The organism is Thermomonas haemolytica, from assembly GCF_004346265.1.
GTDB classification, from domain to species: Bacteria; Pseudomonadota; Gammaproteobacteria; order Xanthomonadales; family Xanthomonadaceae; genus Thermomonas; species Thermomonas haemolytica.
This window is the reverse complement of the sequence record NZ_SMAP01000001.1, coordinates 128,636-142,921: the sequence shown is the minus strand read 5'-3', so window position 1 is coordinate 142,921 and position 14,286 is coordinate 128,636. Positions and strand designations below refer to the sequence as shown.

Below are 14,286 nucleotides of genomic sequence, written 5' to 3'. Positions count from 1 at the left end.
CAGACACTGGCGACCTCCCCATGCATCACACCCCCATGGCCACCGCTTTCCGCCCTGGCCGCACCTCCGTCCTGGCCCGTGCCGGCCTGTTGCTGATCATCCTCGGCCTGTCCGCCTGCAAAGGCTCCACGGGCCCCGGTGGCAAGCCGGACGCCAAGCAGGACAAGGGCCCGGAGGCGGTGCCGGTGGAAGTGGCGCACGTCGAGCGGCGCTCGATCTCGGCCAGCTACAACGGCACCGCGCCGCTGGAGGCGCGCGCCCAGGCACAGGTGGTGGCCAAGACCTCCGGGATCGCGCTGAAGGTGCTGGCCGACGTCGGCCAACACGTGGCGGCCGGGCAGACCCTGGTGGTGATCGACCGCGACCGCGCGCTCCTGCAGGAGGCCCAGGCCGAGGCGCAGGTCCGCAAGCTGGAGGCGAACTACAACCGCGCCACCCAGCTGGCGGCGCAGAAGATGGTGAGCGCCAACGACGTGGACCAGCTGCGGTTCGACCTTGACAATGCCCGCGCCACCCTGCGCATGGCCAAGCTGGAGCTGGCCTACGGCAACGTGGCCGCGCCGATCTCCGGGGTGGTGGCCAGCCGCGACATCAAGCCCGGCAACTTCGTGCAGATCAACACCCCGATCTTCACCATCGTGGACACCTCGCGGCTGGAGGCCACCCTCAACGCGCCGGAGCGCGAGATCGAGAAGCTCAAGCCCGGGCAGGCGGTGGAGCTGACGGTGGACCCGCTGCCGGGCCGCACCTTCAACGGCCGGGTGGACCGGGTGGCGCCGGTGGTGGATGCCGGCAGCGGCACCTTCCGGGTGGTGTGCGCCTTCAATGCCGACGGTGGCCTGCAGCCAGGCATGTTCGGGCGCATCCGCATCAACTACGACCAGCGCGCGGACGCGCTGGTGATCCCGCGCACCGCCCTGCTGGAGGATGGCGGCGACCCGGCGGTGTTCGTGGTGCGCAATGGCAAGGCCGCGCGCGCCACCCTCAAGCTGGGCTATGACGACGGCCCGTGGGTGGAGGTGCGCGACGGCCTGAAGCAGGGCGAGCCGGTGGTGGTCGCCGGCAAGGCCGCGCTGCGCGATGGCAGCGCGGTGAAGGTGCTGGAGGGGAGCGCATCCCCGGCGCAGGCGGCCCGATGAGCGCGCCGTCGCCGCACGACCCGCTGGGCGCGCCCGCCGGCCGCTTCAGCCTGGCCGAGTTCTCCACCCGCCGGCGCGTCACCATCGCGATGATGACGGTGACCCTGGTGCTGTTCGGCCTGATCGCGCTGGGCAGCCTGAAGGTGAACCTGCTGCCGGACCTCAGCTATCCCACCCTGACCGTGCGCACCGATTACCCCGGCGCGGCGCCGGCCGAGGTCGAGACGCTGATTTCGCAGCCGGCGGAAGAGGCGCTGGGCGTGGTCAAGGGCCTGCGCAAGCTGAAGTCGGTCTCGCGCACCGGCCAGTCCGACGTGGTGCTGGAGTTCGCCTGGGGCACCGACATGGACCAGGCCAGCCTGGACGTGCGCGACAAGATGGAGTCGCTGCAGTTCCCGCTGGAGGCCAAGGCCCCGGTGCTGCTGCGCTTCAATCCGTCCACCCAGCCGATCATGCGCCTGGCGCTGTCGCCGAAGCAGGTCGGCCGCGGCGACGACGAGCTGCGCCAGCTGATGGAACTGCGCCGCTACGCCGACGAGGACCTCAAGCGCAAGCTGGAGCCGGTGGCCGGCGTGGCCGCGGTGAAGGTGGGCGGCGGCCTCGAGGACGAGGTGCAGGTGGACGTGGACCAGCGCAAGCTGGCGCAGCTGGGGCTGTCGATCGACACCGTGATCCAGCGCCTGCAGCAGGAGAACGTGAACATCTCCGGCGGCCGCCTGGAGGAAGGCGCGCAGCGCTACCTGGTGCGCACCGTCAACCAGTTCGCCAACGTGGACGAAATCCGCAACATGCTGCTGACCACGCGCGCGGCGGCGTCCAGCAACCCCGCCGAGCAGGCCGCGATGCGGGTGGCGGCGGCCAGCGGCAACGCCAGCGTGATGGCCGCGCTGGCGCAGGGCAGCGGCAATGGTTCCAGCAGCGGCAGCGATGCCCTGCGCCTGGGCGACGTGGCGCAGGTGCGCCAGGGCTACAAGGAGCGCGACACCATCATTCGCCTCAATGGCCGCGAGGCGGTCGAGCTGGCGATCTACAAGGAAGGCGACGCCAACACGGTGGCCACCGCCGATGCCCTGGAGGCGCGCCTGAAGAAGATCCGCGAGCAGCTGCCGCGCGACGTCGAGCTGACCGTGATCGAGGACCAGTCGGTGTTCATCCGCAACGCCATCCACGACGTGAAGGTGGATGGCATTATCGGCGGCGTACTGGCGATCCTGATCATCTTCCTGTTCCTGCGCGACGGCTGGAGCACCTTCGTCATCAGCCTGTCGCTGCCGGTGTCGATCATCGCCACCTTCTTCGTGATGGGCCAGCTGGGGCTGAGCCTGAACGTGATGTCGCTGGGCGGCCTGGCGCTGGCCACCGGCCTGGTGGTGGACGATTCCATCGTGGTGCTGGAGTCGATCGCGAAAGCGCGCGAGCGTGGCCTGGGCATCCTCGAGGCGGCGATCGCCGGCACCCGCGAGGTGAGCATGGCGGTGGTGGCCTCGACCCTGACCACGATCGCGGTGTTCCTGCCGCTGGTGTTTGTGCAGGGCATCGCCGGCCAGCTGTTCCGCGACCAGGCGCTGACGGTGGCGATCGCGATCGCGGTGTCGCTGGTGGTGGCGATGACCCTGATCCCGATGCTCAGCTCGCTCAAGGGCCGCGCCCCACTGGGCTTCCCGGAGGAGCCGCCGCATCCGCGCTGGCAGGCCGAAAAGACCTGGCAGAAACCGGCGATGTACGCCGGGCGTGGCATCGGCGCGCTGGTGCGCTACGGATTCTTCGGCCTGGTGTGGCTGGTGGTGCGCGCCTGGCGCCTGCTGGGCGCGCTGGTGGGGCCGGTGATGCGCAAGGCCAGCGACCTCGCGATGGCGCCGTATGCGCGCGCCGAGCGCGGCTACCTGCGGGTGCTGCCGGCGGCGCTGGCGCGCCCGGCGCCGGTGCTGCTGGTGGCGGGCATCGCGTTCGCGGCGACACTGGCGGTGCTGCCGCTGCTGGGCACCGACCTGATCCCGCAGCTGGCGCAGGACCGCTTCGACATGACCGCCAAGCTGCCGCCCGGCACGCCGCTGGCGCGCACCGACGCGCTGATCCGGCAGGTGCAGGCCGCGCATGCCAAGGACGAGGGCGTGCGCGTGCTGTACGGCGTCTCCGGCACCGGCACCCGGCTGGATGCCAGCCCCACCGAGAGCGGCGAGAACATCGGCAAGCTGTCGGTGGTGATGACCAGCAACGCGGCCGAAGGCCCACTGACCGACGCCCTGCGCCAGACCATGCGCGAGTATCCGGGCGTGCAGGTCGACTTCAGCCGTCCCGAGCTGTTCTCGCTGTCGCCGCCGCTGGAGATCGAGGTGGAGGGCAACGACCTCGACGCCATCCGCACCGCCGGCAACAAGCTGGCCGCGATGCTGCGCGCCAACGGCCACTACGCCGACGTGAAGTCGACGGTGGAGCAGGGCTTCCCCGAGATCCAGATCCGCTTCGACCAGGACCGCGCCGCCGCGCTCGGCCTGACCACCCGCCAGATCGCCGATGCCGTCACCAAGAAGGTGGCCGGCGAAGTGGCCACCCGCTACAGCTTCCGCGACCGCAAGATCGACGTGCTGGTGCGCGCGCAGGAAGGCGACCGCGCCTCGGTGGAGGACATCCGCCGCCTGATCGTGAACCCGGGCAAGGGCGCGCCGGTGGAGCTGGCCTCGGTGGCCAGCGTGGTCTCCACCTCCGGCCCAAGCGAGATCCACCGCGCCGACCACCGCCGGGTGGCGATCGTCTCCGCCAACCTGCGCGGGATCGACCTCGGCACCGCGATCCGCGAGGTGCAGGCGATGGTGGCGGAACACCCGCTGGGCGTCGGCATCGGCATGCAGATCGGCGGCCAGGGCCAGGAGCTGGACGATTCGATCCGCTCGCTGCTGTTCGCGTTCGGTCTGGCGGTGTTCCTGGTGTACCTGGTGATGGCCTCGCAGTTCGAGTCGCTGCTGCACCCGTTCGTGATCCTGTTCACCATCCCGCTGGCGCTGGTGGGCGCGGTGGCCGCGCTGCTGCTGACCCGTTCGGTGATCTCGGTGGTGGTGTTCATCGGCCTGATCCTGCTGGTGGGCCTGGTGGTGAAGAACGCGATCATCCTGATCGACAAGGTCAACCAGCTGCGCGAGGCCGGGGTGGCCAAGCGCGAGGCGCTGGTGGAGGGGGCGCGCTCGCGCCTGCGTCCGATCATGATGACCACCCTTACCGCGGTGTTCGGCTTCCTGCCGCTGGCGCTGGCGTTCGGCGACGGCGCCGAGGTGCGCAGTCCGATGGCGGTGACCGTGATCGGCGGCCTGCTGGTGTCCACCCTGCTGACCCTGGTGGTGATCCCGGTGGTGTACGACTTGCTGGACCGCAAGCCGGACGAGTACTACGCCGAGCGCGGCCGGCGCGCGCGCAGCGACGCGCAGGCGGTGGCCGAGGTGTTGGCCCACGAGCACGACCCGCTGGCCGCACCCGGCAGCGGCGAAGCGAAGGCGTGAGCAGGCGATGAACATCACCGAACTCTCCATCCGGCGTCCGGTCACCACCATCATGCTGTTCGTGTCGATGGTGGTGATCGGCCTGATCGCCGCGTTCCGCTTGCCGCTGGAGGCGCAGCCGGAGGCCACCGCGCCGTTCTTCTTCGTGCAGCTGCCGTATGCCGGTTCCACCCCCGAGGAGGTGGAGCGCAACCTGGTGCGGCCGGTGGAGGAGGCGCTGGCCACCATGTCCGGCATCAAGTCGATGAACGCCAACGCCAGTGCCGACGGCGGCGGCGTGTTCGTGCAGTTCACCGACTGGGGCCGCAACGTGGCGGTCGCGGCCTCCGAGGCCCGCGAGCGGATCGACGCGATCCGCGACCAGCTGCCGTCCGATTTCCAGCGCTACTTCGTGCGGCGCTGGAGCACCGGCGACCAGGAGGCCATCAGCCTGCGCCTGACCAGCAACGAGAACCTGACCGCGCGCGGCGAGCTGATCGACCAGAGCATCAAGCGCCGGCTGGAGCGCCTGCCCGGGGTGGCGCGGATCGAGGTGGAGGGCGTGCCGGTGCAGGAGGTGGTGGTGGCGATCGACCCCGACCGCCTGACCGCCAACGGGGTGGTGCTGAACGACCTGGTGACGCGCCTGCAGGCCGCCAATTTCTCGGTTTCGGCGGGCGAGATCACCGACGACGGCCGGCGCCTGCGGATCCAGCCCAAGGGCGAGCTGACCGATCTGCAGCAGCTGCGCGACCTGCCGATCAATGCGCGCGGCGTGCGTCTGTCCGACATCGCCGACGTGCGGCTACAGCCGCAGCGCATGAACTACGTGCGCCAGATCGACGGCCGCCCCAGCGTGGGCGTGGACATTTACAAGGAGCGTGCGGCGAACCTGGTGGACCTCTCGCGCGCGGTGCGCGCCGAGCTGGTCGAGCTGGAGCGCGACCCGGCGCTGGCCGGGATCAAGATCGACGTGGTGGACGACCAGGGCAAGGCGGTGGTGAGCTCGCTGTCGGCGCTGGCCGAGGCCGGTGCGATCGGCCTGCTGCTGTCGGTGATCGTGCTGTACGTGTTCCTGCGCCACTGGCCCTCGACCCTGATGGTGACCACCGCCATCCCGATCTGCTTCATCATGACCCTGGGCTTCATGTACTTCGCCGGGATCACCCTCAACATCCTGTCGATGATGGGCCTGCTGCTGGCCGTGGGCATGCTGGTGGACAACGCCGTGGTGGTGGTGGAGAGCATCTACCAGGAGCGCGAGAAGTTTCCTGGCAACCCGCGCCTGGCCTCGATCGTGGGCACCCGCCACGTGGCCATCGCGCTGTCCGCCGGTACCCTGTGCCACTGCATCGTGTTCCTGCCGATGATGTTCGGCGGCAAGAACATGCTGACCATCTACCTGACCCAGCTGGCGGTGACCATCTCGGTATCGCTGCTGGCCTCGTGGCTGGTGGCGATCAGCCTGATCCCGATGCTGTCGGCGCGCATGCGCACGCCGCCGGCGGTGAAGTCGCCGCGCATCGCGCGCCTGCAGGACCGCTACGCGCGCTTCCTGCGCTGGACGCTGGAGCACCGCGGCTGGGCGGTGGCCGGGATCCTGGCCATCAGCGCGGTCAGCTTCGTGCCGATCCATTTCAGCAAGGGCGATTCCGGCGACGAGTCCGACCCCAGCAAGATCGCCATCTTCTACCAGTGGAAGGGCTCGTACTCGAAGGAGGAGATGGGCAAGGTGGTGGCGGCGGTGGAGCGCTACGTCAACGACAACCGCCAGCGCTTCGGGGTGCAGAAGGTCTATTCGCGCTACGCCGAGCAGGGCTGGGCGATGACCGAGGTGACCGTCGCCACCAAGGACCCGCAGGTCTCGAAGAAGATCCAGGACGCGATGCGCGAGGGGCTGCCGAAGTCGGCGCGCGCCAACATCGGCTTCGGGCGCCAGGGCGGGCTGGGCGGCGGCGAGAACGGCATCCAGTTCAGCCTGGTCGGTGATTCCTCGCAGACCCTGCGCGAGATCGCGGACGACATCATCCCGATCCTCTCGCGCAGCAAGTCGCTGCGCGACGTGCGGGTGGACACCGGCGACGCCAACAGCGAGCTGCGGGTGCGGGTGAACCGCGAGCGCGCGGCGGCCTACGGGTTCTCCGCGCAGCAGGTGGCGCAGTTCGTCGGCATGGCCCTGCGCGGCGCCTCGCTGCGCGAGTTCCAGCGCGGCGAGCTGGAGATCCCGGTGAGCGTGCGCTTCCAGGGCGCCGAGCACTACGGCCCCGAGGACCTGCAGTCGTTCACCGTGCGCGCCCCCGACGGGCGCAGCGTGCCGCTGCTGGCGATGGTGGACGTGCAGACGGTGTCGTCGGCCAACACCATCCAGCGCATGAACCGGCAGACCATGCTCAAGGTACAGGCCAACCTGGCGCCTGGCGCCACCCTGGAGGCGGCGAAGAAGGAAATCGAGGACACGGTGAAAGCGCTCGACCTGCCGCCGGGCTACGGCATCACCTTCGAGGGCGGCGGCTTCGGCATCAATATCGACATGAACCAGCAGATGCTGCGCAACGTGGGCATCGCGCTGGTACTGATGTTCATCGTGATGGCGGCGGTGTTCGAGTCGCTGCTGTTCCCGCTGGCGATCATGAGCTGCGTGCTGTTTTCGATCTTCGGCGTGTACTGGCTGCTGTGGCTCACCGGCACCCAGTTCAACATCATGGCCTTCATCGGCATCCTGGTGCTGATGGGGGTGGTGGTGAACAACGGCATCGTGATGGTGGAGCACATCAACAACCTGCGCCGGCGCGGGCTGCCGCGGATCGATGCGCTGGTGGAGGGCAGCCGCGAGCGCCTGCGCCCGATCATGATGACGATGGGCACCGCGATCCTGGCGATGGTGCCGATCGCCCTGTCCAAGACCCAGATCGCCGGCGACGGCCCGCCGTACTACCCGATGGCCCGCGCGATCGCCGGCGGGCTGGCGTTCTCGACCGTGGTCAGCCTGCTGTTCCTGCCGACCATCTACGCCCTGCTGGACGACCTGCGCGCCGGCACCGCCCGCATCATCGCCCGCGCGCGCATGAGCCGTGCGCAGCGGCGGGCGGCCGACGCCCGCCCGCTGGGCGGGTGAGCCGGCTCAGCCGAGCAACTTGCCGAAGATACGGGCGCCAGCCATCCACTCGCCGGCGACGGTGCCGAGGTTGGTGAGCATGAACACCAGCACCACCCGGGTGACGCGGTTGCGGTACCAGCCGCGCAGGGTCTGGGCGTCGTCGCGCAGGGCGAGGAAGTCCGGGTAGGCCGGCTTGCGCAGGCGCAGTTCGACCAGGGCACTGAACATGCCGGACGGCAGCCCCGGGCGGAACGGCTTGAACGGAGCCACCAGCGCCCCGGCCAGCAGGCTCAACGGGTTGGCGCCGGCCAGCAGCGCGCCGAGCGCGGTCAGGCCGCAGGTCCAGGCCACCCACTGCAACAAGAGGTCGCGGCCGAGCGCATGCCCGCCGTGGTACCAGCCCCAGGCGATGCCGCCGGCGATCAGTGCGAGCAGGGTGAGGGTGATCCACGGCAGGCGGCGCTTCTGCCTGACTTCGGCCAGCGCCGCGGTCAGCGTCGCCGGCGCGCGGGTCTCCTCGCGCAGGTAGCGCGCCATCCCCTTCAGGTGGCCGGCCCCGACCACCGCCAGCACGCGCGTCGCCCCGTCGGCGCGTTCGCGCAGCTTGGCGGCCATGTACTGGTCGCGTTCGTCGATCAGGGTGGCAAACAGCGAAGGCGTGTCGCGCGCGAATTCGCCGAAGCTGGATTCGAGCATGTCGCCTTCCTTCAGGCGTTCGATGTCGTCCTCGGAGACATCCTCACGCGCGAACAGGCTGCCGGCCACGCCGCCGACCAGCTTCATGCGGTCCCACCAGCGCAGGCCCTGCAGGATGCGGCGGAAGGTGATGCCGACGTCGCGGTCGATCAGTTGCAGCGGCAGGCCGCGCGCGGCTGCCTCGGTCGCGGCCGCCTTGAGTTCCGCGCCCGGTTCGATCCCGAGCTGCTCGGCCAGCCGCCGCTGGTAGGCGGCCAGCGCCAGGTTGGCGGCGAATGGCGCCACTTTCTTTTCGCGGATGACCTTGACCAGATCCAGTTGCGCCAGCGCCTCCGGCTGGGTCAGCGCCTTGTGGCGCTGCTCGTCCAGCTCCACGGCGATGGCGTCGAACCGGCCGCTGTCGATGGCAGCATGGACCGCCTCGATGCTGGTCCTGGATACGTGCGCGGTGCCGAGCAGGGTGTAATGCACGCCGTCGCGCTCGACCTCGATGACCGGCTGGCCGGCGAAGCCAGCGGTGTGCTGCGCGGGCGCGTCAGTCACGGTAGCGCTTCACGAGATCGCCATAGGCGTCGATCCGGCGGTCGCGCAGGAACGGCCAGATCCGGCGCACGTGCTCGCTGCGCTGCATGTCCACCTCGGCCAGCAGCAACGTCGGCTCGGTGCCGGCTTCGGCGAGCAGTTCGCCCTGCGGCCCCAGCACCACGGAGTTGCCCCAGAAATCGATCCCGGAGGCGCCGAGCGGCGAAGGCTCGTGGCCGACGCGGTTGCAGGACAGCACCGGCAGGCCGTTGGCGACCGCGTGGCCGCGGTGCGACAGCACCCAGGCGTCGCGCTGGCGGGTCTTTTCGTCCTGCGCATCGTCCGGGTCCCAGCCGATCGCGGTGGGGTACAGCAGCAGTTCGGCGCCGGCCAGCGCCATCAGGCGCGCGGCCTCCGGGTACCACTGGTCCCAGCACACCAGCACGCCCAGCCGGCCCACCGAGGTGTCGATGGGCGTGAAGCCGAGGTCGCCCGGGGTGAAGTAGAACTTCTCGTAGAAGCCCGGGTCGTCCGGGATGTGCATCTTGCGGTACTTGCCCGCGGTGCTGCCGTCGGCATCGAACACCACCGCGGTGTTGTGGTACAGCCCGGGGGCACGCTTCTCGAACAGCGAGCTCACCAGCACCACGCCGTGGCGCTTGGCCAGCGCCGCCAGGCGCTCGGTGCTGGGGCCCGGGATCGGCTCGGCGAGGTCGAACTCGTGCACCGACTCGTGCTGGCAGAAGTACGCGCCGTTGTGCAGTTCCTGCAGCAGGACGAGCTTCGCGCCCGCGGCGGCGGCCTCGGCGATGCGCGTTTCGATCACCGCGAGGTTGGCCGCGGCGGTGCCGTGGTTGCGCTCCTGCACCAGCGCGACGGGGAGCTTGCTGTACTTGGACATCAGAGGAGTCCTTCGGGCAATTGCATGGTGATGCAGTGCAGGCTGCCGTTCTGCCAGATCAGCGGCCGGCACGGCACCGGCACGATCTCGCGGCCCGGGTGGGCGGCGGCCAGCACCTCGGCGGCGCGCGCATCGGCCGGATCGCCGTAGGCGGGCATCAGCACCGCGCCGTTGACGATCAGGTAGTTGGCGTAGCTGGCGGCCAGCCGGCGGCCTTCATCGAGGATGGGGCGGGCCCACGGCAGCGGGAACAGGCGGTAGGGCCGGCCGTCGCGGGTGCGCAGGGCGGCGATCTCCTCGGCCATCGCCTTGAGGTCGGCGTAATGCGAGTCCGCCGCGTCGTCGCAGGCCTGGAACACGATGGCGTCATCCGGTGCGAAGCGGGCGAGGGTGTCGATATGGGCGTCGGTGTCGTCGCCTTCCAGTGCGCCGTGGTCCAGCCACAGCACGCGCTCCTGGCGCAGCCAAGCGGCCAGTCGCGTGGTCAGCTGCTCGCGGGTCGCACCGGGGTGGCGCTCGTGCAGGCAGCGCCAGGTGGTGAGCAGGGTGCCGGCGCCGTCGGTCTCGATCGCGCCGCCTTCCAGCGCGAATTCGATGCGCTCGCGCGCCGCGGTGCCGAACACGCCCTGGGCGTGCAGGTGCTCGACCAGGCGGTCGTCGCGGCTGGCCTCGAACTTGCCGCCCCAGGCGGTGAAGCAGAAGTCCAGCAGGCGGAAGCCTTCGCCCTCGCGCAGGGTGATCGGGCCGGAATCGCGCAGCCAGGTGTCGTCGTATTCGACCTGCAGGAAACGCACGCGCGCCAGGTCCACCCCGGCGGCGGCCAGGCGGTCGCGGGCGTGCGCCTGCAGGGCGGCGTCGGCGACGCAGACCAGCAGCGGCTGGAAGCGGGTGATGGCGGCGGCCAGGGCGACGTAGGTGGTTTCGACCTCGGCCAGGCGCGGGGCCCAGTCGGTGCCGGCGTGCGGCCAGGCGATCAGCACCGCCGACTGGGGCTCCCACTCGGCGGGAAAACGGGAAGAGGCGTGGGTCATCGTGGGGAGGAACGTGCAGGCCGGGGCCGTATGGCGCGGCCCCGGCGGGGGATGTCAGCGGCTGGCCGGCTTGGGACCGATCTCGTCCGGGCTGGCCTGGTTGGCCACGGCGTCGATCACGCGGCCCTTCTCGAAATACACGGTGAAGGTGGGATAGGCCCAGCGCTGGATGGTGGGCCACGCCCGCTTCTGGCCGCCGGCCGGCTGCAGGCGCTGGCTCGGCGCCCCGTACTTGGCTTCCACCTGTGCGCTGGTCATGCCGCGCGCGGGCAAGTTGCCGGGCTCCTGCTGCACGCGCTGGATCAGCAGGGTATCGCCGCTGGCCGCGGGGACGGCGGCGGTCGCGCCGGCAGAGGCGGCCAGCAGGGCGGAGGCGAGGGCGAGACTGCGCAGCAGGCGATCCATGGCGATGCTCCCGGGAGTGCAGGTGGATGAACGGGGGATTCTATGCCGAACCGGGCCAAGACCGGGCGGGGACCACGGGCGTCGCCCGCGGATGCGGGGCCCGATACGGAAAAGGCCGCCTTGCGGCGGCCTTTTGGGCAGGCGCGGGACGAACGCCCCGCCGCGTGCCGGCATCTCTCAGCGCTGGCGCGCCTTGAAGCGCGGGTTGGACTTGCAGATCACGAAGACCTTGCCGCGACGGCGAACCACCTTGCAGTCGCGGTGACGGGCCTTCGCCGACTTCAGGGAGGACAGGACCTTCATGATGAAACCTCGGCAAATGGAATGGAGTGAAACGCGAAGCCACGCATTCTAGCGGGTATTCGGCTGGCATTTCAACAGCTTGGAGGATGCCCGTCGCGCGCCGCTCGCGGCGGTGCCTGTGCGCCGTGCCGGCTTGCCGCCATAATGGCCGCCATGGATGCTTCCGTCCCGGTTCTCACCATCGATGGTCCCTCCGGCTCCGGCAAGGGCACCATCAGCCGCATCGTGGCCGCCCGGCTGGGCTGGCACTACCTGGATTCCGGCGCGCTGTACCGCGCGGTGGGGATCGCCGCCGGGTGGTCCGACATCGACCTGTCGGATGCCTCGGCGCTGGTGCGCTGCACCTTCGATACCCACGTGGAGTTCCGCGACGACGGTGCCGGCGAGCCGCGGGTGATCGTGAACGGAACCGATGCCACCGACGAACTGCGCACCGAGACCGCCGGCGCGGCCGCCTCCGCGATCGCCGCCATCCCCGAGGTGCGGGCCGCCCTGAAGGAGCGCCAGCGCGCCTTCCGCCAGCCGCCGGGGCTGGTGGCGGACGGTCGCGACATGGGCACGGTGATCTTCCCGGACGCCGCCCACAAGGTGTTTTTGACCGCCAGTGCCGAGGAGCGCGCGGAGAGGCGGTATAAGCAGTTGAAAGCAAAAGGGGTTTCGGTCACAATCGACGGTCTGCTGCGCGAGATCCTCGCCCGCGACGCCCGCGATGCCAGTCGTGCGGTGGCGCCGCTGCGGCCGGCCAGCGATGCCGTGCCCATCGACACCACCGGCCTGCCGATCGAGGCGGTGGTCGCACGGGTGCTGGACATCGTGTCCCGCCCCGCGGCCTGACGGTCGCGTTTCCCGCGCAGCAGAAGCAGCCCCGCAGGCACGCCCGTGCCCGCGGTTTCCATCCATCCACACATGGCCAAGGCGCCTGCTGCGCCGCCGCCAACCAACCCAGGTGGGCCGCCCCGTTGCTGTGGGTTGCCCGTGTATCCACCCGAGATTTTTCATGAACTCCGCAGCTACCGAATCCTTCGCCGAACTGTTCGAAGCCAGCCAGGCCAACCTGGCCAAGCTCAAGCCCGGCGCCATCGTCAAGGGCATCGTGGTCGATGTCCGCAACGACGTCGTCGTCATCAATGCCGGCCTGAAGTCCGAGGGCATCGTCCCGATCGAGCAGTTCCGCAACGACGCCGGCGAGATCGACGTCGGCATCGGCGACGAGGTCAAGGTCGCGCTCGACTCGCTCGAGAACGGCTTCGGCGAAACCGTGCTGTCGCGCGAGAAGGCCAAGCGCGCCATGGTGTGGGACGAACTCGAGGAAGCGCTCGAGAAGAACGAGACCATCGTCGGCCGCATCAGCGGCAAGGTGAAGGGCGGCTTCACCGTCGACATCAAGGACGTCCGCGCGTTCCTGCCCGGCTCGCTGGTCGACGTGCGCCCGGTGCGCGACCCGGTCTACCTGGAAGGCAAGGAGCTGGAGTTCAAGCTCATCAAGCTCGACCGCAAGCGCAACAACGTGGTGGTCAGCCGCCGCGCGGTGGTCGAGAACGAGCATTCCGAGGAGCGCGAGCAGCTGCTCGAGAAGCTGGTCGAGGGCGCCGTGCTGAAGGGCGTGGTCAAGAACCTCACCGACTACGGCGCGTTCGTGGACCTCGGCGGCATCGACGGCCTGCTGCACATCACCGACATGGCCTGGAAGCGCGTGCGCCATCCGTCCGAAGTGGTGGAAGTGGGCCAGGAGCTGGACGTCCGCGTGCTGAAGTACGACCGCGAGCGCAACCGCGTCTCGCTGGGCCTGAAGCAGCTGGGCGAGGATCCGTGGGACAACATCTCGCGCCGCTACCCGGCCAACAGCCGCGTGTTCGGCAAGGTTTCCAACGTCACCGATTACGGCGCGTTCGTCGAGATCGAGCCGGGCGTGGAAGGCCTGGTGCACGTCTCCGAGATGGACTGGACCAACAAGAACGTCAACCCGGCCAAGGTGGTGCAGGTCGGCGACGAGATCGAGGTCATGGTGCTGGACGTGGACGAGGAGCGCCGCCGCATCTCGCTGGGCATCAAGCAGGTCACCAGCAACCCGTGGGAGACCTTCGCCGCGATCCACAAGAAGGGCGACAAGGTGTCCGGCCAGATCAAGTCGATCACCGATTTCGGCATCTTCATCGGCCTGGAGGGCGGCATCGACGGCCTGATCCACCTGTCCGACATCAGCTGGAACTCCACCGGCGAGGACATCGCCCGCAACTACAAGAAGGGCGACACGCTTGAGGCGGTGGTGCTGGCGGTGGATCCGGAGCGCGAGCGCATCAGCCTTGGCGTGAAGCAGATGGAGCAGGACCCGCTGGGCCAGTTCATGGCGGCGCACCCGAAGGGCAGCAAGGTCTCCGGCACCGTCAAGGACGTGGACGCCAAGGGCGCGACCATCGACCTGGGCGAAGGCGTGGAAGGCTACGTCATGGCCCGCGACATCAGCGACGAGCGCGTGGACGACGCCAGCCAGGTGCTGAAGGTCGGCCAGCAGATCGAGGCCAAGTTCGTGGGCATGGACCGCAAGGGCCGCAGCCTGCAGCTGTCGATCAAGGACAAGGACGCGGCCGAGACCGCCGAAGCTCTGGCCGAGTACAACAAGGCCAATGCCGACGCCGCCAGCGGCACCACTAAGCTGGGCGCGCTGCTGCGCGAGCAGTTGAACAAGGCCGACTGATCCGGTCGGTAGCGGAATCTGCAGCGG

The 14,286-nt window shown here is 69.7% G+C and carries 10 protein-coding genes; 5 read left to right on the top strand and 5 right to left on the bottom strand.

Translation table 11 applies throughout. The features are described from left to right. The first annotated feature begins 35 nt into the window (after window positions 1-35). From EDC34_RS00715 to EDC34_RS00705, 3 genes are read left to right on the top strand one after another with little or no spacing between them, the layout of a single operon-like run. Window positions 36-1,139, top strand: coding sequence for an efflux RND transporter periplasmic adaptor subunit (locus EDC34_RS00715; RefSeq protein ID WP_114958935.1), 1,104 nt, complete (start codon window positions 36-38; stop codon window positions 1,137-1,139). Then, entirely contained in the window at window positions 1,136-4,630 is a 3,495-nt protein-coding gene (locus EDC34_RS00710; RefSeq protein ID WP_114958934.1) for an efflux RND transporter permease subunit, read from the top strand. The genes EDC34_RS00715 and EDC34_RS00710 overlap by 4 nt, the downstream gene beginning before the upstream one ends. 7 nt (window positions 4,631-4,637) lie before the next feature. Beyond that, window positions 4,638-7,724 (top strand): efflux RND transporter permease subunit, encoded by a 3,087-nt coding sequence (locus EDC34_RS00705; protein ID WP_114958933.1) that lies wholly within the window; start codon window positions 4,638-4,640, stop codon window positions 7,722-7,724. A 6-nt stretch (window positions 7,725-7,730) separates the two neighbouring features. Here the strand turns inward: EDC34_RS00705 and EDC34_RS00700 are convergent, their stop codons facing one another. From EDC34_RS00700 to ykgO, 5 genes are all read right to left on the bottom strand, one after another. After that, a complete protein-coding gene (locus EDC34_RS00700; protein WP_114958932.1) occupies window positions 7,731-8,945 on the bottom strand; it encodes a TraB/GumN family protein in 1,215 nt (404 codons plus the stop codon). Then, window positions 8,938-9,825: a carbon-nitrogen hydrolase gene (locus EDC34_RS00695; RefSeq protein WP_114958931.1), complete on the bottom strand. Its 888-nt coding sequence runs from the start codon at window positions 9,823-9,825 to the stop codon at window positions 8,938-8,940. The genes EDC34_RS00700 and EDC34_RS00695 overlap by 8 nt, the downstream gene beginning before the upstream one ends. Beyond that, window positions 9,825-10,856: an agmatine deiminase family protein gene (locus EDC34_RS00690; RefSeq protein WP_114958930.1), complete on the bottom strand. Its 1,032-nt coding sequence runs from the start codon at window positions 10,854-10,856 to the stop codon at window positions 9,825-9,827. Before EDC34_RS00690 ends, EDC34_RS00695 begins: the two co-directional genes overlap by 1 nt. 54 nt (window positions 10,857-10,910) lie before the next feature. Next, on the bottom strand, window positions 10,911-11,261 hold the full coding sequence (locus tag EDC34_RS00685) for a hypothetical protein (protein WP_114958929.1): 351 nt from the start codon (window positions 11,259-11,261) through the stop codon (window positions 10,911-10,913). Window positions 11,262-11,438: 177 nt separating this feature from the next. Next, entirely contained in the window at window positions 11,439-11,564 is a 126-nt protein-coding gene (gene ykgO, locus EDC34_RS00680) for a type B 50S ribosomal protein L36 (protein WP_010342887.1), read from the bottom strand. A gap of 153 nt (window positions 11,565-11,717) precedes the next feature. Between ykgO and cmk the strand changes: the two genes are divergently transcribed. Both cmk and rpsA read left to right on the top strand, forming a co-directional pair. Further along, a complete protein-coding gene (cmk, locus tag EDC34_RS00675; protein ID WP_114959256.1) occupies window positions 11,718-12,398 on the top strand; it encodes a (d)CMP kinase in 681 nt (226 codons plus the stop codon). 163 nt (window positions 12,399-12,561) lie between these two features. Next, complete coding sequence (gene rpsA, locus EDC34_RS00670; protein ID WP_114958928.1) at window positions 12,562-14,259, top strand: 30S ribosomal protein S1; 1,698 nt, start codon at window positions 12,562-12,564, stop codon at window positions 14,257-14,259. Window positions 14,260-14,286 lie beyond the last annotated feature (27 nt).

Coding starts and splice junctions, on each gene's coding strand:
- EDC34_RS00715 (WP_114958935.1), top strand. CDS start 36: ATGGCCACCGCTTTCCGCCCTGGCCGCACCTCCGTCCTGGCCCGTGCC.
- EDC34_RS00710 (WP_114958934.1), top strand. CDS start 1,136: ATGAGCGCGCCGTCGCCGCACGACCCGCTGGGCGCGCCCGCCGGCCGC.
- EDC34_RS00705 (WP_114958933.1), top strand. CDS start 4,638: ATGAACATCACCGAACTCTCCATCCGGCGTCCGGTCACCACCATCATG.
- EDC34_RS00695 (WP_114958931.1), bottom strand. CDS start 9,825: ATGTCCAAGTACAGCAAGCTCCCCGTCGCGCTGGTGCAGGAGCGCAAC.
- EDC34_RS00690 (WP_114958930.1), bottom strand. CDS start 10,856: ATGACCCACGCCTCTTCCCGTTTTCCCGCCGAGTGGGAGCCCCAGTCG.
- EDC34_RS00685 (WP_114958929.1), bottom strand. CDS start 11,261: ATGGATCGCCTGCTGCGCAGTCTCGCCCTCGCCTCCGCCCTGCTGGCC.
- ykgO (WP_010342887.1), bottom strand. CDS start 11,564: ATGAAGGTCCTGTCCTCCCTGAAGTCGGCGAAGGCCCGTCACCGCGAC.
- cmk (WP_114959256.1), top strand. CDS start 11,718: ATGGATGCTTCCGTCCCGGTTCTCACCATCGATGGTCCCTCCGGCTCC.
- rpsA (WP_114958928.1), top strand. CDS start 12,562: ATGAACTCCGCAGCTACCGAATCCTTCGCCGAACTGTTCGAAGCCAGC.